Here is an 18,509-nt window from a genome sequence, read left to right as displayed (position 1 = left end):
ATGCAGAACAACAGCCGCATTGCCGTTTCGATCGTGACCGGCGCCGTCATCGCCGTCGGCGCGGCCTCGCTCTGGTATGCGCAATCGGGCGCATCGCCGCGCATATCGCGCAAGGCCGATGTCGAGGCGATCGTGCGCGATTATATCCTCGAACATCCCGAGATCATTCCACAGGCGATCGAGCGTTACCGCGAGAAGCAGAGCGAAGGTGCCTATGCGGCGAACAAAGCTGCGCTGGAAACCCCCTTCGCATCGGCCTGGGCCGGCAATCCGAAGGGCGATGTCACCCTGGTGATGTTCAGCGATTATGCCTGTGGCTATTGCCGGACCAGCGTTCCCGATGTCGACCGCCTGCTCGCCGACGATCCCAAGCTCAGGGTCGTCTGGCGCGAGATCCCGATTCTCGGTCCGGGCAGCGAGATCGCTGCCAAGGCCAGTCTGGCAGCCGCGCAGCAGGGCGCTTTCCGCGAGTTTCACGAGAAGATGTTCGCCGCCGGGCGCCCTGATGGGGACAAGGTCTCTCAGGTGCTGCGGTCGATGAAACTCGATCTGGCGAAGGTTCAGAAGGATGTCGAGAGCGACGCAGTGACTGCGGAACTGCGTAACAATCTCACCCTCGCCGGGCGGATCGACGACTCGCTGGCGACGCCGACCTTCGTCGTCAACGGTCAGATGCTGAAGGGCGCGGTGGGCTATGACGCCTTGAAAAAAGCGATTGCGGACGCCCGCGCAAAAGCCTGAAGGGGGCGCTCGCTCGCTCATTTTCCAGCGCATTGGAGCCCGAAACCGGTTCGGGCGTTCTACCTCGGACCGCTGAAATGGTTCGCGGTCTGGTGGAGAGTTGCGATGGGTGAGATGAGCGACAAGATCAAGGGTCACACCAACGAACTGATCGGCAAGGCGAAGCGCGCCGTCGGCGAGGCGCTCGACCGGCCCGATATCACTGCCGAGGGCGATGCGCAGGAAACCAAGGGCGATCTGCAAAAAGCCAAGGGCGACGTGAAGGGTGCGATCAACCGAGTCTGAAGCGAGGGCGGCCCTGCGGGGCCGCCTTCCCTTTTTCGGATATTACCCAACAGCGGCCGGATCAGCGGTTCACGACACCGTCGATGGTGACATGGGCGGGGTGATGCTTTTCCAGGTGCCGCTTGATCATCTTCAGGTTGCGGCTGTTCGACCGAAAGAAGAAATCGGGGATAGCGCCGACGAACGGTATGGCGCCGAGCAGCAGATCGATGCCGACATTGCCGAACATGCGGGTCATCTGCCATTTCGACATGCCGAGATTGCGCGCCTCCCAAGCGAGCCAACTGCCCATCACGGCGGCGATCGCGGGCCCCACCACCGGAATCAGATCGAGCATCACGTCCAGCCCCACGGGACGGTTGATACCGGGGACCACGAACATGCGTTCGAGCAATCCCTCCATCGCTTCGATCCGGCGGCGGACCGAGGCGGGGTCGGAGCCCATGCCGGGCACCCGCTTCTGAAGCTCTTCGAACGTGGCGGAGGTGGTCCGCATCCTGTCTCTTCCCGTTGTCATGCCGTCACAGCGCTCATCGGCGCCGCTGGTTCCCCATAAGCGGCGCAAGCGGGTGAACGGCCCGTGAATTGGTCTGAAAGCCGTTCAGACCTTGCGCTGCCAGCGACCACCGCACCGGTTGAGCGAGGGGGATGAAGGGACCCAGCGCGGTCAGCCGCTGCTCCGCCTCCGCCACGAAGCGCGCGCGGGCGGCGGGGTCGGTGGCGCGGCGGGCTTCGTCGAGCGCGGTATCGGCTTCCTCGCTACAGGGGCGCCCGCGCGCGCAGCGGAAATGGGCGAGATACCAGTCTGCCTGGTCGACCGGGGCGACCTCGTCGATCAGCCGCAGATCGGCAGGCTGACCGGGGCCTGCGCGCACCATTTCGACGCCGATGGCGCGCCATTGCCTGGCAAGTTCGGCGAAGACTATTCTCGCACCTGGGCCCGCGGGCAGGTCGACGGAGAGCCGCAACGGACCCGTCGCCCCAGCGCGCTTCTGCCAGTTCGCCACGATCTGACGGGCGCTTGCCGCCCGTGCGGCCAGAGCCCGCTGGTCCGCGCCGCGCACGTCGGCGAAGGCCTGCGCCCAGAAGGGGCGGCTGGGCTGTGCCACGTCGGTCAATCCCGGCGGGAGGATGTCGAGCGAGGGCCGCCACCCGGCGATGCCGAGCGCGGTACCGATCGCGTCGCGGTCTAGCGACATCGACAGGGCCTGCCGGATTTCTGCAGCCATCATCGGCGGCGAGGCGCGTCCGACGCGAAAGCCGAACAGGCCATTAGCGGGATCGAACTGCAGATCACGCGGAGAGATTTTGGCAATGGCCGGCAACATTATGTCGACGAAGGTCCCGCCTGTGACCAGCGTGGCGCCGCCATCGGCATAGCGCGCGACCGCGAGTGCGGCGCGCTCTCCGCGCAGATGGATCCGGCGGGGATCGGGAGCGTCGGCTTCTTCACCATCGCGCTCCGGACCTGCCGTGGCTTCCGCCGGTCGCAGGATCACCATGCGGCCGGGCTTACCGACCATCAGCAGCGGGCCGGTGCCGCCGCTCTTCTTCGTCAGGGCGAAATCGGGGCCGGCGAGCAGAGCCAGAAGATCGGGGCGCGGCGCGGACAGGCGGATCTCGATCACCTCGGGGGTGACCGCGACGACTTCCCTTACGGCATCCGATATGGCGGAGGGATCGGTCTCGTCGAGGCGGCGAAACTGGCGGCGCAGCTGTGCCGCGACACGGTCGGCGTCGATGATCTCGTCGGCGATGCGAAAGGTGTAGTAGAGCCCGTCGTCGGAGATCGCCCAGCGCTGGGCGATGCCCGGCACGACTTGCCCGGCCGCATCCAGGCTGACGAGCCCCTGCGATACAGCACCGGTCAGGGCGATGTCGGGAAGCCGTTCGATGCCGATCGCAGGATCGCGCAACCTGGCGGGCGGACCGATCACGCTGACGTCGATCCTCTCGTCCTGGGTATTGCGGTCGCAGCCCGACAGGATAAGCGCCAACACGAGAAGGGCAGGCAGCCGGCGCGTCATTTCAGGACCAGAGTGCGCGAGGGGTGAACATTAGGCGCATTGTCGTGCCATCCCCCGACGCGCGGGGCAACCAGCGAGCGGCTGACATAATGATAGAGCGGCAGCAGCGGCGCATCGGCAATCAATATAGCTTCGGCCCTTCGCATCGCGATGGCGCGCTTCGACGCATCCGCCGTTGCCATCGCCTGGTCGAGCGCGCGGTCGAAGGCCGGATTGGCATAGCCCGAATAGTTGACCGCACCGGCGTCCGAGCGGTGGATCGCGAGGTAATTTTCCGGGGCGGCGATGTCGCCTATCCAGCCGGAGCGGGCGAAAGCGAAGTCGCGACGGCGCAGTCCGGCGAAATGCAGTGACGCTTCGCTGTTCAGCAGGTGCGCGGTCACCCCCAGCGGGCGCCACATCGCCGCCATCGCCACCGCGACGCGGCGGTGGTCGACGTCGCTGTTGAAGCGGATGTCGAAGACGAGCGGGCGCCGTGGTCCATAGCCGGCTTGCGCGAGCAGTCGTCGCGCTTCGGCCATGCGCCGCTCCGCGCTCCATGCCGCGTCGGGCGGAGCGAGCGCACCGACCGGCCCGGCAACGGCGGGTGGGACCACGCCCCAGGCGGGCTGGGTGCCCAGCCCGATCAAGCGCTGCGCGATCCAGCGCCGGTCGATCGCCAGCGACAGTGCACGGCGCACCCGAACGTCGTCGAACGGCGCGCGCGTGGTGTTGAAGACGAAATAATAGCTTCCATTATAGGGGGCGATACGCGCGGTGCCGGGTCGCCGTTCCTCGATCCAGTGCAGGCGGGTCTGCGGCAACTCGTTGGTGGTGTCGGCCTCGCCTGCGGCGAAGCTGCGCAGCGCGGTCAGCCGATCGGTCACGGGCCGCCATTCGACCGAGGCGATCGGGGCGCGGCCCGAATGCCAATAGGGGTTTCGTTCGAGCCGCAGCCGTTCGTTGAGCTGCCATTCGACCAGCCGATAGGCGCCCGAGGTCACGAGAGGCCGGTCCGATGTCCAGTCCTCGCCGCGCGCCGCGATCCTGTGTAGCGGCAGTGCGGCCACCGCCGGAAGCGCCATGAGCTCGGGCAGTGACGGCAGGGGGTTCCTGAGACGAACATGGACCCGGTTCGGTCCATCCGCCGCGATACCGTCCACCGCGTCGAACAGCGCCGCGCCCGGCGAGGCGACCGCCGGGTCGCGCAACCGTGCGAAGCTGCCCGCCAGCACGGTGGCGTCGATCGGCATGCCGTCGGAGAAGCGCAGGCCGGGCCGCAGGTCGAACGTCCAGTCGAGCCCGTCGCCCGAAACCGACCAGCTTTTCGCGAGGCCCGGCTCGGCCCGGCCGTGCCCGTCGATGCGGGTCAGCCCCTCGAACTGGTCGGTCGCTACGCGCAGCGTCGCCAGGTCGGTGCTCCTCTGGGGATCCAGGCTTTTGACCTCGTCGTCGGCCAGCCGAACGATACGCTCGCCGGGCGGGGCGGATCGATTGGCTTGGCCGCAGGCGGCGAGCAGAAGCAGGAGAAAGATCGTTAGCCAGCGCATCTCCGCCCGATGTGGACCGATCCGGCCCACCGGCTCAACCCTTCTTTGCAAATGCGCAGGATCGCCGCCAAGATGAAGCGCTTGGCCGCCTGGGAGAGTAGGGATGAGATTGCTGCTGGGCTGCGCACTGCTGTTGGCGACCCCGCTCCACGCCAACCCCGCCGACGACCGCTTCGACGCCTTGAGCGGCAGGGAATGGACATGGCGGCAGAAGAGCTTCCAGAGCGCGGAGTCGAACAAGGGCGGCATTCCCAGCCATCTGCCCGACGAAAGCCCGGCGACTCAGCGCGAGCGGCTGGCGACCTGGACCGACACGATCCGCGCGCTCGATGCGATCGACCCCGCCACGCTGTCCCCCGACAAGCAGGAGGATTACGGAGTCTACCGCGTCCAGGTGCAGACGCTGCTCGACACCCAGCGCTTCCGCGACTTCGAAAAGCCGCTGAACTCCGACAGCAGCTTCTGGGCCGATCTCGGCTATGTCGCGCGACAGCCGATCCGGACCGAGGCCGATGCGCAGGCGATGCTCTCACTGATGCGCGACATCCCCCGCTATTTCGATCAGAATAGCGAGAATATGCGCGCCGGTCTCAAGCGCGGCTTCACCCCACCCCGGATCACCATGGCCGGCCGCGACCAGTCGATCGCGCTGATCGCAGAGGCGAAATCGCCGCGCGACACTTTGTGGTTCACGCCGTTCAGGAGTTTGCCGGCGTCGATCGCGCAGGCGCGGCAGGATGCGCTGCGCGCCGAGGCGGAGACGATCATCACGACGTCGATCATCCCTGCCTATGCGAAGCTGCTGACGTTCATGCGCAAGGACTATCTGCCGAAGCTGCGCGAAGGGCTGGCGGCCGAAGCGTGGCCTGAAGGCAAAGCTTATTATCGCGCGCAGATCCGCGCCTATGCCACGGTCGATCTAAGCCCCGAGGAAATCCATGCGATCGGCCTGGCCGAGGTCGCGAAGATCCGTGCGCAGATGCTCGACATCATGAAGGAGGTGAAGTTCGAGGGGGACCTCCCGGCCTTCCTGCGTTTCCTGCGCACCGATCCCCAATTCTATGTGAAGACGCCGCAGGCCTTGCTCGATCGGGCGGCGTGGATCTCCAAGCAGTTCGACGGCAAGGCGGCCCAGTGGTTCGGTCGGATGCCGCGCGGACGTTTCGGCATCGTGCCCGTGCCCGACGACATCGCGCCCTTCTACACCGCCGGGCGGGGCGGGCAGGATCGCTACCTGCTCAACACCTATGACCTGCCGTCGCGGCCGCTGTTCCAGCTGACGGCACTGACCCTGCACGAGTCCGCGCCGGGCCACAGCTGGCAGACGTCGATGGCAGCCGAGAATGAGGAGCGCCCCGAATGGCGGCGCTACACCTATATCTCGGCCTATGGCGAGGGCTGGGCGCTTTATTGCGAGCGGCTAGGGATCGAGATGGGGATGTACGAGACGCCCTATGATCGCTTCGGCATGCTCAGTTACCAGATGTGGCGCGCCGCGCGGCTGGTGATCGACACCGGGATTCATTCCAAGGGGTGGACCCGCGAACAGTCGATCGCCTTCCTGCGCGACAACAGCGCGCTGAGCGAGCATGAGATCACGACCGAGGTCGACCGCTATATCGGCTGGCCAGGACAGGCGCTGTCCTATTATCTGGGGATGCTCCAGATCGAGAAGGAGCGCGCCCGGGCCGAGACAGCGCTCGGCGCGAAGTTCGATATCCGCGCTTTCCACGACATGCTGCTCTCGCTGGGGTCGGTCCCCTTGCCGGTGATCACCGCGCGCACCGATCGCTTCATCGCCGAAGGCGGAAAGGGGCCTTGGCCGCTGCCAAACTGATCGGGCATCGGCCACGACCATGAGGATAGTTGCAGCGCCGGCTTGTGCTACGGCTCTTATTGCGTCGTGCGGACCGGCCGTTGCGGGGCCCTTGCCGGACCCCGTACGCGCAATGATCGAGACGGCGATCGCCTCCGACGATCCGGCGACGATCGCGGCGGTCGTGTCTGTCGCCAAAAAGACCAATCCCGGCTCAACCTGCGCTGGACTCCGATTCCGCGCCTGACGCTGGCGCAGGAAGTGGCGCTCTATGTCGAGAAGGACAACAGCATGGCGACCTCGACCAGCTCGATCGAGACGCTGCTGTTCGGCCCGCTCAAGGGACGGCTGTCCTACAATGTCCAATATGAGCGCGACGCGCCCGAGGGCCAGAAGCGCACCGACACGGTGTCGCGCGCCTCGCTCGTCTATGCCTTCTGACGCGGGTCAGCCGTCGATCGAATAGGGGCCGTCGCCGCTCGCCAGGATCGCCTCGCGATCGGCTTCCTGCGACGCGGCCACCTCGTCGAGACCGAGCGGGCGATAGAGATGGGGGAAGAGGGCGCCGCCGCGCGACGGCTCCCAGCGCAGGTCCGCGCTGACATCCTCTTCGCGGATGGCGAGGATTGCGACACGCGGTGCGTCGGCGAAATGCTTGGCGAGAGTTTCCTTGGTCTGCGACGCGGTCGAGAAGTGGATATAGCCGTCCTGAATATCGACGGGGCTGCCCTCGAACCGGCCCGATGCCTGGAACGCGGCCCATTCTTCAGGGCGCAAAATCTTGAAGATCATCTGGCTCATGCGCGCACCCTCGCTGTCTTTCGCTCCGGCGCGATAGCCGGTCGACGACGGGCTTGTACATCGCCGATCGTCCGATAGTCTGCGGCCCTCATCGATCGGAGGGCGATATGGCGGACGGTTTCAAGATTGCAGCGGCGCATCTCGCGCCCTGTTTCATGGATCCCATGGCCTCCGCCCGCAAGGCAGCGGAGTGGATCGCAAAGGCCGGCGCCGAAGGCGTGCGCCTGCTCGTCTTTCCGGAAGTCTTCCTTCCGGGCTTTCCCTATTGGATCAACCTCTATCCGCCACTGATACAGGCGCCGATGAACCGGCGCTATCAGGACGCCTCGGTCGAGGTCGGCGGGCCGGAGATCGCGATCGTCCGCGAGGCGGCGGCAGCGGCGGGGGTCGCCGTCGTGATGGGAGCCAGCGAACGGGCGACCGGTGGGCGGACCTGTTACAACAGCGCGATCTTCATCGAATCCGACGGCCGGCTGCTCGGCGTCCACCGCAAGCTCAAGCCCACTTATGCCGAACGCTATATCTGGGGTGAGGGCGACGGTTCGACCTTGTCGGTGTTCGACAGCTCGGTCGGTCGGCTCGGCGGGCTCGCCTGCTGGGAGCATACGATGAACCTCGCCCGACAGGCCCTGGTCGAGGATGGCGAGCAGATCCACGCGGCCCTGTGGCCCTCGTTGTCGACGATGGCCGGTTTCGACGCGGTCGCGAACATCCAGATCGAGGCGATGATGCGCAACCATGCGATCACCGGCCAGACCTTCGTCGTCTGCGCATCGAGTCCGGTCGATGGCCAGGTGCTCGATTTCCTCGAAAAGGAGATGGGGCCGCAGCAATTGCTGGGGGCCGGCGGCGGCTGGAGCGCGGTGATCCACCCCTTCGCGGCGACGCTGGCAGGGCCGGTATCGGGGGAGGGTGACCAGTTGCTGATCGCCGAGATCGATCTGAACGCGATTTCCGACACCAAATTGTGGGTCGACAGCATCGGCCATTATTCGCGTCCCGACGTGCTGCGCCTGTCGATTGACCGGTCGAGCCGATCGGGGCCGATCGAGCAGGGCGCCTAGGCCGGAGCCGGCTTCAGTCCTCCTCCCCGTGCCAGTCGCGCGGAAGGCGCAGCGCCGCGAGCAGGAGGAACATGGTCGCCGCGACATAGAAGGCGGTGCCCGACAGGATCGCGTAGCGCAGCGCCTCGTCGCCGTAGCGCGCCTTGAGCAGATCTGAGATCCATCCGATCGCCGGGGTGCCGACGCCGATCCCGATCAGATTGTTGACGAACAGGAAGATCGCGGAGGTGGTCGAGCGCATGTCGCGCGGCACCACCGCCTGCACCGCCGCCACGACCGGCCCGAGCCACACCAATCCCAGCGCGGTCGGCACGAACAGGAAGGCCAGCGCGACGGTCAGCGACGTCGCGGAAATGCCCATCGCGTAGAAGGGGATGGTGGCGATGAAGGCGAAGGCCGGGACCAGCGCATAATAGGCCTTGGACCGGTCCGCGAGCCCGTCCGACAGCGCGCCGCCCATCCAGATGCCGGCGAGACCGGCAGTCAGCAGGATCGCGCCGTAGCCGAGCGAGGCGTCGAGCAGGCTGAGCCCGAAGCTGCGCACGAGGAAGCTCGGCAGCCAGAAGAACAGGCCGTAGCCCATCATCGACGAACAGGCCGCGCCGATGCTGAGCAGCCAGAAGGACGGCTTGCGAAACAGGAGGCGGAGGACCGCGCCGAGCGTGACGTGCGCGGTGCCCGCCGGGCGGTCGCCGCGCGGGTCGCGGACGATCCGGCGAAACAGCGGGGCAAGCAACAGGCCGGCGAAGCCGACGATGAAGAAGGCAGAGCGCCAGTCGATCAGCGTGGCGATGACCCCGCCGAAAACGATGCCCGACGCGCTGCCGATCGGAATGCCGAAAGAATAGAGCGCGAGTGCGCGCGCACGCTTCTCGGGCGGGAACAGGTCGCCGATCAGCGTATAGGCCGGGGCGACGCCACCCGCCTCGCCGACACCGACGCCCAGGCGGGCGACGAACAGCTGCCAGAAATTCTGGGTAAGGCCGCAGAGCGCGGTCATCAGGCTCCACAGCGCGAGGGCCGCGGTCATGATCCGCGACCGGTCGTAGCGGTCTGCCATCATCGCGATAGGGATGCCCAGGCCGGTGTAGAACAGCGCGAAGGCGAGCCCGCCCATCAGGCCGAGTTGCGCATCGCTGAGCCCCAGGTCCGCCTTGATCGGCACCGCGAGAATGCCGATGATCTGCCGGTCGATGAAGTTGAGCGTGTAGGCGAGCAGCAGCATCGCCATGACGAGAGCGGGCGAGGCGGCTTTCACCGCCCCGCCACCCCCGGGGAAAGAGGTCCCGATCAGAACCGTACCTCGCCGGTGATGGTGAAGGTCCGCGGCGGGCCATAGAAGCCGATCACCGAATTGCCCAGCAGCGCGCCCGGGAAGTTGTAGCCGCCGATCCGATATCTGCGATCGAACAGGTTGCGGCCATGGCCCGAGATCGAGAACTGCTTGTCGGGCGAGGTCCACACGATCGAGACGTCGACCAGCTCATAGGCCTTCTGATCGAGCACCGGATTGGGTACCTCGAACAGCGAATAGGCGCTGCGGAAGGACAGGGCCGGGGTGATCGTGAAGCGGCCCACCCCGTCGACGTCCTTGCCCAGTGTCGCCGAGACGTTCGCCGTATATTTCGGCGTGTTCTGGAAGACGCGCTGGTCGGCGAAATCCTTGACCGTCAGCGTCACGGGATCGAGCGTCAGGAACTGCTGGAACTTGGCGTTTGTGTAGCCGATCGAGGCATTGACCTGGAAATCGCGGTCAGGAACGGCGCGAACTTCCAGTTCCCAGCCATAGATGCGCGACTTTCCGACATTGTCGACCGAGGAGACGACAGTGGTGCCCGACAGGAACTGCGTCGTCACCTGCTGGTCGCGATAGCGCGAATAGAAGCCGGCTGCGTTCACGAACAGCGTGCGATCGAGGAAGGCGCCCTTCATGCCGGCCTCATAGGCGGTAACGGTTTCGGGCTTGTAGCCGTTGACCGTGCCCGGCGTGAAGATGGCGTCGCCGCGCGGATCGAACCCGCCCGACTTGTAGCCGCGTGACCAGGACGCATAGAGGTTCACATCCTCGACCGGCTTGTAGCTGAGCGACAGGCGCGGGGTGAACTTCTTGTCTGTCCGGTCATTGGTGTAGTTGGTGCGGATGCGGAAGGGGACCGCCGTCGGCCGGCCGAACAGCGGCGAACGGATGCCCAGATAATCGGCCCGGAACACGGTGCCTTCGCGCTTGTCGCTGGTGTAGCGGCCGCCGACCGAGACCGAGAAGCGGTCGGTCACGTCGACCGAGAAGTCGGCGAAGGCCGCATAGGATTTGGTCGAGACCTTGCCCGAGGTCAGCGTCGTCAGATTGGCGTTGCCGATCACTGTGTCGAACGCGCCCGACGCCGAATTGTCGAGATAGAAGAGGCCGACGACGCCCTGCACCCGATCGGTCTGGATCAGTGCCTGGACCTCCTGGGTGAACTGGTTGTCCTTGTAGAAGGAGGGGATGTCGAGCACCGGACCGGGCGTGCCGTCGAAGTCGATGACGGTGTCGGTGTGGCCCTTGCGATAGGCGCTGATCGACTTGAGCGTGACCGCATCGCTCAGCTCATATTCGATCGTGCCCGAAATGCCCTTGGTGACGACGCGGTTGTCGTCGCCGACCCCGGCTCGCGTGTCATAGACGTCGCCGATCGGCTGGAAGGCCGGCAGCGCGCCGTTGGGCAGCAGGCGATAGCCGTGGCGCGGGTTGGAATCGTCGCGCGTATAGTCGGCGGCGACGCGGATCGACAGGCGGTCGGTGCCGGTCCATTCGGCCGAGACGCGGCCCGCGATCACGTCCTTGTTATACTGGTCGGCGCCGGTGAAGAGGTTCTTGCCGAAGCCGTCGCGCTTGTAATAGGCGAAGGCTCCGCCGACCGCGAAACCCTCGGTGATCGGCAGGGTGACCGACGCCACGATATCGCGCTGGTCATAGCTGCCATAGGAGCCGCGGATCTTCGCTTCGAACTGATCGCCCAGGCGGCGGGTGACATATTTGATCGCGCCGCCGATCGTGTTGCGGCCGTACAGCGTGCCCTGTGGCCCGCGCAGAACCTCGACCCGGTCGATGTCGAAGATGTCGAGCACCGCGCCCTGCGGACGGGCGATGTACACGTCGTCGACATAGAGGCCGACGCCCGGTTCGAAGCCCCACACCGGGTCCTGCTGGCCGATCCCGCGGATGAAGGCGATCAGCGTGCTGTTCGAGCCGCGCGCGACCTGCAGCGTCATGTTCGGCGCCTTGTCCTGCAGCGCGGTGATGTCGACCGCACCGGTGCGGGTGAGCGCGTCGCCGCTGATCGCGGTGACCGAGATCGGCACGTCGATCAGGCTTTCCTCGCGGCGGCGGGCGGTGACGACGATCTCGCCATTGCCCTCGTTCGCCGCTTCCGCCGGGGCCGCATCGGCCTGCGCGAGCGCGGCCGACGGCAGCGCGATTCCGCCGAGCATCGTGGCGGCGGAGAGGAGTGCGAGCATCCTGGTCCTGGTGTTCATGAGAGTCTCCCTGGTCATTTGTTGTCGTTCAAGAATGTGCGGATGTCGGCGATGCTGGCGGCGGCGGCCTCCTCCTGGGGGGCGTGGCCGACATCGTCGTAGATGATGAGTTTCGAGCCCGGGATCGCCGCTGCGATCTGGCCGGCCTGCGCGACCGGAACCACCTTGTCGGCGCGTCCCCACAGGATCAGCGTGGGTGCCTTGATGGTCGCCAGCGCGGGCTTGGGGTCGGGCAGGGTGAACTGCTCGAGATGGGCGACCAGTGCCGGGCCGTTGCGGGCGATCAGCGCGCGCATCTGGGCGAGCCGCGCCGGGGCCAGCCGCTCGGTATGGGCGAAGATCGCGGCAGCGGAAAAGGCGACGGCAGCCGGGCTCGGGTCGAGCAGATAGGCACGCATCGCAGGCGGTACGGGGACCGGCTTTTGGGTCACGCCGTTGATCGAGAAGGCGGCGCTGTCGACGAGGATGAGGCGATCGACCCGCTTCGGATCGGCTGCGGCGAAATTCCACGCGACGAGGCCGCCGAAGCTGTTGCCCGCGACGATCGCGTGCCGGATGCGCAGCGCGTCGAGCAGCAGGCCGAGCTGGCGGACGCGGGTGGCGGTATCGTAGCGCTGGCGCGGATCGGCGCCGCTCTGCCCATGGCCGGCCAGATCGAACCGGATCACGCGATGGTCGCGCGAGAGGTCCGCCGCCCAGGCATCCCAGCTGTCGAGGCTGAAAGTGAAGCCGTGGATCAGGACGATCGCCGGTGCGTCGCGCGGCCCTTCGTCGCGCAGGCGGAAGCGGACGCCGTCGACCGTCAGGAAGCTATCGGCGCTCGCCGGAGCGGGCACTGTGCTGTCGGCGGCATGGCCCGGATGCGCGAAGCCCGCGCCCGCCAGACAGGCGGCCGCCAATGCTGCAACGACAAGATGATGGCGTGCCATCAAGACGATCCTGCTCCCTGTACGCGGATATGATCCGCTTTCATGCCCAAAGGATAAGCCGGGGGCGGGCGCTGTCGATGACGCTTCGGATCAACTTCTATAGGACAATTTCGCTCAGCTGGCTGTGTCGCGATAGTCTCCGGGGGCCATGCCATTCCACTGGCGAAAGGCGCGGGCGAAGCTTCTTCCGTCCGAGAAACCGAGGCTTTCCGCCACGTCGGCGATGCTGAGCCCTTCCGCAAGCGCGGCACGGGCCTGACGGTTGAGGAAGGTTGAGCGCACGTCGCGGAAGGCGGTGCCACTTTCGCCGAGCCTGCGGCGGAGGGTCGCGACGCTGACCCCCATTGCGGCTGCGACTTCGCCCTGTTCGAAGCGTCCGGCGGCGAGTTCGCGTTCGACACGGGCGACGATGTCGAGGCTGTCGGGCGCCATCATGTCGAGCCGGTCGAGCATGTCCGCGACGCCGCCATAGATGGTCCGCGCGGACAGGACCGGGCTGCCGGCCGTGGCCGCCGGCAGCGCACCCGTCGCGCTGTCATAGTCGAGGCCGAACACGCCGGCGACTGGCCGGATCGTCACTCCGAGGAAGCCGAGATGCCCGCGCTCGCCCGAAGGTCCTCTTGTGCGAACCGACCGCAGCCTGACCGACGCGCCCGGCGGCGCCAGCGAGGCGATCAGGACGTGGACATAGACCAGCAGGCATTCGAGCGAGAGGATGACGAAGGCGTCGTCCGGATCGAGCGCATAGGGAAAATCGGCATCGTCGATGATGTAGCTGATGCCGCCGCCGCGCCGCTGGACCTGATTATAGCGGTGGCCGTGGATGATGTTGTAGCTGCTCGCCAGCACCTCCATCACCTCGCCGATCGTGGCGCAGCCGCGCAGGCGCGATTGCACCAGATCCGACGTGCCCACCATCAGCGGCCGGAGCGACACATGGCAGCTCTCGTCGCCGCCTTGCAGCGCCATCTGCTCGCAGATCCGGAAATAGTCCGACAGGCGCAGCGCGGTCGCGGGTTCCGCATCGAACAGCCCGGCGGGCAGCGCCGCGCGCCGCAATATGGCGGCGGGCGCTAGGCCACTCGCCTCCATCATCGCCAGCAGCGGACGCACCGACGCTGCCGACAGCGAGGGGGGCGACAGGCGCGAGTCCGGGCGAGAGAGGGTATAGTCCTTCACCCCGGCAGCATTGTCCCGCCCGGCGGCCGGGATCAAGGCCGGGACATTGCGAATGTCATGGGGGCAATGTCACGGAGCCAATGTCTTGGCTGCAAGCGTCACTGGCCGAGTGCGGCCCGCAGCGCTTGGGCCAGCGAGTTGGGGGAGAAGGGCTTGCGCAGGACGATCGCGCGGTCGCCCAGCACCGCCTCGATCGCGTCGGACTTGGCGAAGCCGGTTGCGAAGACGATCCGGATCATCGGATGCAGCCGCAGGGCGGCCTCCGCGACCTCAGCGCCATTCATGTCGGGCATCGCGAAATCGAGGACGAGCGCCGTCGGCGTATCGCGCTCGATCAGCTCCAGCGCCGCGCGGCCATTGTCGGCGACGGTCACCTTGCAGCCGAGATCGGCCAGCATGTCGGCCACCACTTCGCGAACGATGGGTTCGTCATCGACGACGAGGACGCGGAGACCTTGCAAGCCCTCGGCCTGAACGTCCGTCGCCCTGCGTTGCTCCATGCCGGCAGTGGCCGCGGGGGGGACCTGGCGCAGCCAAATGGTGACCTTGGTCCCCTCGCCCAGTTCGGACGCGATGGTCACCGTCCCGCCGCTCTGTCGGGCCATGCCGAACACCATGCTCAGCCCCAGGCCCGAGCCCTTGCCGATCGCCTTGGTCGTGAAGAAGGGCTCGAAGGCGCGCGACAGCGTGACTTCGTCCATGCCGGTGCCGGTGTCGGCCACGCTGATCGCCGCATAATCGCCGTCGGCGATGTCGTCGCGGCCGACAATCGAGACGCCCTCGACGGTGATCGTCAGGCGCCCGCCCTCTGGCATCGCGTCGCGCGCGTTCAGGGCCAGGTTGAGCAAGGCAAGTTCGAGCTGGACCGCATCGGTCAGCACCGCTTCCGGCGCTTCTTCGGTTCGGAATTCGAGGGTGATGGCGGGTTCGATCGTCCGTGCGAGCAGTTCCTTGAGGCCGACGAGCATCTCGTCGAGGCGCACGGTTCGCAGTTCGATCCGCTGGATGCGCGAAAAGGACAGGAGCTGGCTCGTCAGGCGCCGGCCGCGTTCGAGCGCGGCCAGGGCCAAACCGCTCAGCCGCTGCAGACGCTCGTCGCTACGCGAGCGCGCACTGATCAGGTCGAGGCTGCCGCCGACGACCTGCAGCAAATTGTTGAAATCATGGGCGATGCCGCCGGTCAGCTGGCCCATCGCTTCCATTTTGCGCGACTGGACGAGCGCGGCTTCGGCCTTCTCGCGCTGGACGATCTCCTCGCGCAGCGCTGCATTGGCGGCGCGGAGCTTGGCGGGCGAGGGAAGCGCGATAGCCTTGGGGAGCAGCGGCCACAAGATGATCGCCGTCAGTACCGAGGCGATCGCGGTGACCGCCTTGACCAGCGCCTCCAATTCATAGGCGCCATTCCAGAGATTCCACAGTGCCACCAGATGGGTCAGGCCGCAGGCGGTGATGAACAGGGCGAAGAGCCAGAAGATCCCGCCAAAGGCGACGTCGCGGCGCCGACGAACGAAGAAGACCAGTGCCACCGGGATCGAGAAATAGGCGAGCGCGATCAGCACATCGGAAACCGCCATCGTCCAGACCAGCCAGGGGTCCCATAGGAGGCAATAGCCATGCGGCGCGTAACGGCCGCTGGCCAATTCCCGAAGCATCTCGAACATCGCGGTGGCACCCCTGCAGCACGCCTTGCCGTAAAGTAAACTATGGATCACGGCATCGAAAGCGAAACAATGGCCTGAACCCTTACCTATGTTGCAGGACTGACATTTCCCGTCAGAAACCGTCGCTAAGAGGACGAACAGCATTCGGCATGGGAGCAGATTTTGAGCATGGTTCGGTTGGGGTCTGGGAGCATGGCGGCTTTGGGGCTTGCGCTGGCGGTGGCGGATGTCGCCCCGGCCCAGCAGTCTGCTCCATCCAGCGTCGCAAATCGCTCCGCCGAGGCCGGCGACGAAGCCGATTATGAGGACAGCAACCCGATCCTGGTGACCGGCCAGCGCCAGCGCGGCGCCGTGACGGGGGACATCCCCCCGATCCAGCAGCTGAACGGCGGCGACGTCCGCGCGCTGGGCGTCAACTCGATCGCCGAACTGCTCGACGAACTGGCGCCCCAGACCCGCAGCGGGCAGGGGCGGGGCGGCGAGCAGCCGGTGACCCTGCTCAACGGCCGCCGGATTTCGGGCTTCCGCGAGATACGCGACATTCCGACCGAGGCGATCGAGCGGGTCGACATCCTGCCCGAGGAGGTCGCGCTCAAATATGGCTACAGCGCCAACCAGCGCGTGGTGAACATCGTGCTCCGCCGCCGCTTCCGCGCTGTCACGGTGGAAGCCGAGGGCGGGCTCTCGACGCGGGGCGGTGCTGGAACCGGCGAAGCCGAGATCAACCTGCTCCACATCCGCCGCGACCAGCGGCTCAACGTCAATCTCGAATATGAGGAGAGCGCCGCCATCACCGAGGCGGAGCGCAACCTGATCTCGCGCAGCGGACGCAGCTTCGATGCGGTCGGCAATGTCGAGGCGGCGACGCGCGGGGCCGAGATCGATCCGGCGCTCAGCATCCTCGCGGGTCAGCCCGTCACCGTGGCGGGCGTCCCCGCCAATGCGGCGTCCGGCGCTCCGGCGCTGTCCGATTTCGTCGCTGGCGCCAACCGCCCGAACAGCAGCGATGTCGGCCGCTTCCGAACGATCCGCCCGCGCACCCGGACGCTCGACGTCAACAGCGTCTATTCGCGCACGATCCTCGACACTGTCGCGGCGACGCTCAACGCCAATCTCAACATCTCGGACAGCGACAGCCTGCGCGGCCTGCCCGGATCGGCGCTTCAACTGCCGGCATCCAACCCCTTCTCGCCCTTCGGGAGCGACGTCTCGCTGCTGCGCTATCTCGGCGATGATCCGCTGACGCAGGCCAGTTCGGGCTGGACCGGGCATCTCGGCTTCTCGCTCGACAAGGATGTGGCGAAGTGGAAGCTGTCGCTGACCGGCAATTACGACCATGTCGTCAGCCGCACGCGGACCTGGCGCGGCTATGATCTGACCGACCTGCAGGGCGCAATTCTCGCGGGCGATGCGTCGGTCAATCCCTTCGGTTCGATCGCGAGCGGCTATCTCGACAGCCGCATCGTCGACCGGGCGCGATCGACCTCCGACAGCGGCGACATCCAGCTGGTCGCGAACGGTCCGCTGCTCGACCTGCCGGCGGGGCCGCTCAACGCCAGCTTCAAAGGCGGGTTCAGCGCGCTCGGCCTCGGCAGCCGGTCGACGCGCTCGGGCATCCTCAGTGCGGCGGACCTGTCGCGCACCGACGTCAACGGCCGCGTCAGCCTCGATCTGCCCCTGACCAGCCGGCGCAACGACGTCCTTCCGGCGATCGGCGATCTGTCGATCAACGTCAACGCGGCGGTAGATCGCTATTCCGACTTCGGCGCGCTCGGCGCCTATGGCTATGGCACGACGTGGAAGCCGCGCGACGGGATCAGCCTGATCTTCTCGATGACCCATGATCGCAGCGCGCCATCGGTGCAGCAGCTGGGTAACCCGCAAGTGCTCACGCCCGACGTAAGGACCTATGATTATCTGCGCGGCGTGACGGTCGACATCGCGCAGCTGGGCGGGGGCAATCCCGATCTGCTCGCCGATCGCCGCCGCGTGATGAAGCTCGGCTTCACGCTCAAGCCGTTCAAGGAGGACGTCACCCTCTCGGCCGATTATGTCCACAGCCGCATCCGCAACGCGATCGCCGGCTTCCCCGAGCCGACGCCGGCCATCGCCGCCGCCTTCGCCGATCGCTTCATCCGCGACGAGGATGGCGATCTGATCCGGATCGACGCGCGCGCGGTCAATTTCGACCGGCAGGAGCAGAGCCAGCTGCGCTGGGGCTTGACCTTCACCAAGCGGTTGAAGACCGCCCAGTCGGTGATCGACGCGATGCGATCGGGCGCGATGGCGCGGCGTTTCGCCGAACGGCGGGCGGCGGCTGCGCAACGCGGCGAAGGCGAAGGCAACCGGCCGCGTGAGGGCGGCGATGCGCCCGGCGCCCCGCGCCCCGACGGGCAGCAGCAGGCGGGCGGTCCGCAGGCAACGGGCGCACCCGGCGGAGGCCCCGGCTTCCGCGGTCCCGGTGGCGGACAGGGCGGGCGGCTGCAATTCTCGCTCTTCCACACCTGGCACTTCAAGGAGGAGATACTGATCCGCCGGGGTCTGCCGCTGCTCGACCTGCTCGACGGCGACGCGATCGGCGCCACCGGCGGCACGCCGCGGCACGAGCTGGAGGCGCAGTTCACCTATTCCAATAATGGCCTGGGCCTGCGGATGACGGGCAATTGGCAGCAGGGCACGACGGTGAACGCGGCGGCCGGATCGGCTTCGGGCGATCTCCGTTTCGCTGCGCTCGCCAAGGTAAATGCGCGGCTGTTCGTCAACCTTGCCCAGATACCGGCGCTCGCCAATGCCGACTGGGCGCAAGGCGCGCGTATCTCGCTGCGCGTCGACAATCTGTTCGATGCGCTGCCCCGCGTGCGCGACGCGACCGGCGCCACGCCCTCGCGCTATCAGGGCAGCTTCCTCGACCCTGTCGGCCGCGCGATCCGCATCGAGTTCCGCAAGGCCTTCTTCTGAGCG

15 protein-coding genes are annotated in these 18,509 nt (G+C 66.8%); 6 read left to right on the top strand and 9 right to left on the bottom strand.

The features are described from left to right. Both ACNI3R_RS01025 and ACNI3R_RS01020 read left to right on the top strand, forming a co-directional pair. Positions 1 to 741: a DsbA family protein gene (locus ACNI3R_RS01025; protein WP_426179159.1), complete on the top strand. Its 741-nt coding sequence runs from the start codon at positions 1 to 3 to the stop codon at positions 739 to 741. 105 nt (positions 742 to 846) lie between these two features. Further along, positions 847 to 1,026 carry a CsbD family protein gene (locus ACNI3R_RS01020; RefSeq protein ID WP_426179158.1) on the top strand — a complete coding sequence of 60 codons (180 nt, stop codon included), beginning with the start codon at positions 847 to 849 and terminating at the stop codon, positions 1,024 to 1,026. Between the two features lie 61 nt (positions 1,027 to 1,087). Here ACNI3R_RS01020 and ACNI3R_RS01015 read toward each other — a convergent pair whose 3' ends face one another. The 3 genes from ACNI3R_RS01015 to ACNI3R_RS01005 are packed head-to-tail and all read right to left on the bottom strand — an operon-like array spanning position 1,088 to position 4,612. Further along, the gene (locus tag ACNI3R_RS01015) at positions 1,088 to 1,522 is read right to left on the bottom strand and encodes a DUF4112 domain-containing protein (protein ID WP_426179156.1); all 435 of its coding nucleotides are present in this window, start codon (positions 1,520 to 1,522) and stop codon (positions 1,088 to 1,090) included. A 34-nt stretch (positions 1,523 to 1,556) separates the two neighbouring features. After that, a complete protein-coding gene (locus ACNI3R_RS01010) occupies positions 1,557 to 3,053 on the bottom strand; it encodes an ABC transporter substrate-binding protein (protein WP_426179154.1) in 1,497 nt (498 codons plus the stop codon). Then, complete coding sequence (locus ACNI3R_RS01005; protein ID WP_426179153.1) at positions 3,050 to 4,612, bottom strand: peptide ABC transporter substrate-binding protein; 1,563 nt, start codon at positions 4,610 to 4,612, stop codon at positions 3,050 to 3,052. Before ACNI3R_RS01005 ends, ACNI3R_RS01010 begins: the two co-directional genes overlap by 4 nt. 73 nt (positions 4,613 to 4,685) lie before the next feature. On the opposite strand from ACNI3R_RS01005, the gene ACNI3R_RS01000 reads away from it, so the two are divergent. Together ACNI3R_RS01000 and ACNI3R_RS00995 are read left to right on the top strand one after the other, a co-directional pair. After that, a complete protein-coding gene (locus tag ACNI3R_RS01000; RefSeq protein WP_426179151.1) occupies positions 4,686 to 6,419 on the top strand; it encodes a DUF885 domain-containing protein in 1,734 nt (577 codons plus the stop codon). 66 nt (positions 6,420 to 6,485) lie between these two features. Continuing rightward, positions 6,486 to 6,839, top strand: a complete 354-nt coding sequence (locus tag ACNI3R_RS00995) for a DUF481 domain-containing protein (protein ID WP_426180234.1) — start codon at positions 6,486 to 6,488, stop codon at positions 6,837 to 6,839. 6 nt (positions 6,840 to 6,845) lie between these two features. Here the strand turns inward: ACNI3R_RS00995 and ACNI3R_RS00990 are convergent, their stop codons facing one another. After that, positions 6,846 to 7,199, bottom strand: coding sequence for a DUF952 domain-containing protein (locus ACNI3R_RS00990; RefSeq protein WP_426179150.1), 354 nt, complete (start codon positions 7,197 to 7,199; stop codon positions 6,846 to 6,848). 107 nt (positions 7,200 to 7,306) lie between these two features. Between ACNI3R_RS00990 and ACNI3R_RS00985 the strand changes: the two genes are divergently transcribed. Beyond that, positions 7,307 to 8,263 carry a carbon-nitrogen hydrolase family protein gene (locus tag ACNI3R_RS00985; protein ID WP_426179148.1) on the top strand — a complete coding sequence of 319 codons (957 nt, stop codon included), beginning with the start codon at positions 7,307 to 7,309 and terminating at the stop codon, positions 8,261 to 8,263. Positions 8,264 to 8,276: 13 nt separating this feature from the next. On the opposite strand, the gene ACNI3R_RS00980 is transcribed toward ACNI3R_RS00985, so the two are convergent. From ACNI3R_RS00980 to ACNI3R_RS00960, 5 genes are all read right to left on the bottom strand, one after another. Next, positions 8,277 to 9,494 carry a spinster family MFS transporter gene (locus ACNI3R_RS00980; RefSeq protein ID WP_426180233.1) on the bottom strand — a complete coding sequence of 406 codons (1,218 nt, stop codon included), beginning with the start codon at positions 9,492 to 9,494 and terminating at the stop codon, positions 8,277 to 8,279. A gap of 59 nt (positions 9,495 to 9,553) precedes the next feature. Next, entirely contained in the window at positions 9,554 to 11,779 is a 2,226-nt protein-coding gene (locus ACNI3R_RS00975) for a TonB-dependent receptor (RefSeq protein ID WP_426179147.1), read from the bottom strand. Positions 11,780 to 11,793: 14 nt separating this feature from the next. Next, positions 11,794 to 12,708, bottom strand: a complete 915-nt coding sequence (locus tag ACNI3R_RS00970) for an alpha/beta fold hydrolase (RefSeq protein ID WP_426179146.1) — start codon at positions 12,706 to 12,708, stop codon at positions 11,794 to 11,796. Positions 12,709 to 12,822: 114 nt separating this feature from the next. Then, positions 12,823 to 13,887, bottom strand: coding sequence for a helix-turn-helix domain-containing protein (locus ACNI3R_RS00965; RefSeq protein ID WP_426179144.1), 1,065 nt, complete (start codon positions 13,885 to 13,887; stop codon positions 12,823 to 12,825). A gap of 98 nt (positions 13,888 to 13,985) precedes the next feature. Beyond that, on the bottom strand, positions 13,986 to 15,548 hold the full coding sequence (locus ACNI3R_RS00960) for an ATP-binding protein (protein WP_426179142.1): 1,563 nt from the start codon (positions 15,546 to 15,548) through the stop codon (positions 13,986 to 13,988). Between the two features lie 192 nt (positions 15,549 to 15,740). Between ACNI3R_RS00960 and ACNI3R_RS00955 the strand changes: the two genes are divergently transcribed. Continuing rightward, a complete protein-coding gene (locus ACNI3R_RS00955; protein ID WP_426179140.1) occupies positions 15,741 to 18,506 on the top strand; it encodes a TonB-dependent receptor in 2,766 nt (921 codons plus the stop codon). Positions 18,507 to 18,509: the final 3 nt, after the last annotated feature.

This window comes from Rhizorhabdus antheiae, from assembly GCF_049889055.1.
Classification (GTDB): domain Bacteria; phylum Pseudomonadota; class Alphaproteobacteria; order Sphingomonadales; family Sphingomonadaceae; genus Rhizorhabdus.
This window is presented reverse-complemented; position numbering and strand designations above follow the sequence as displayed.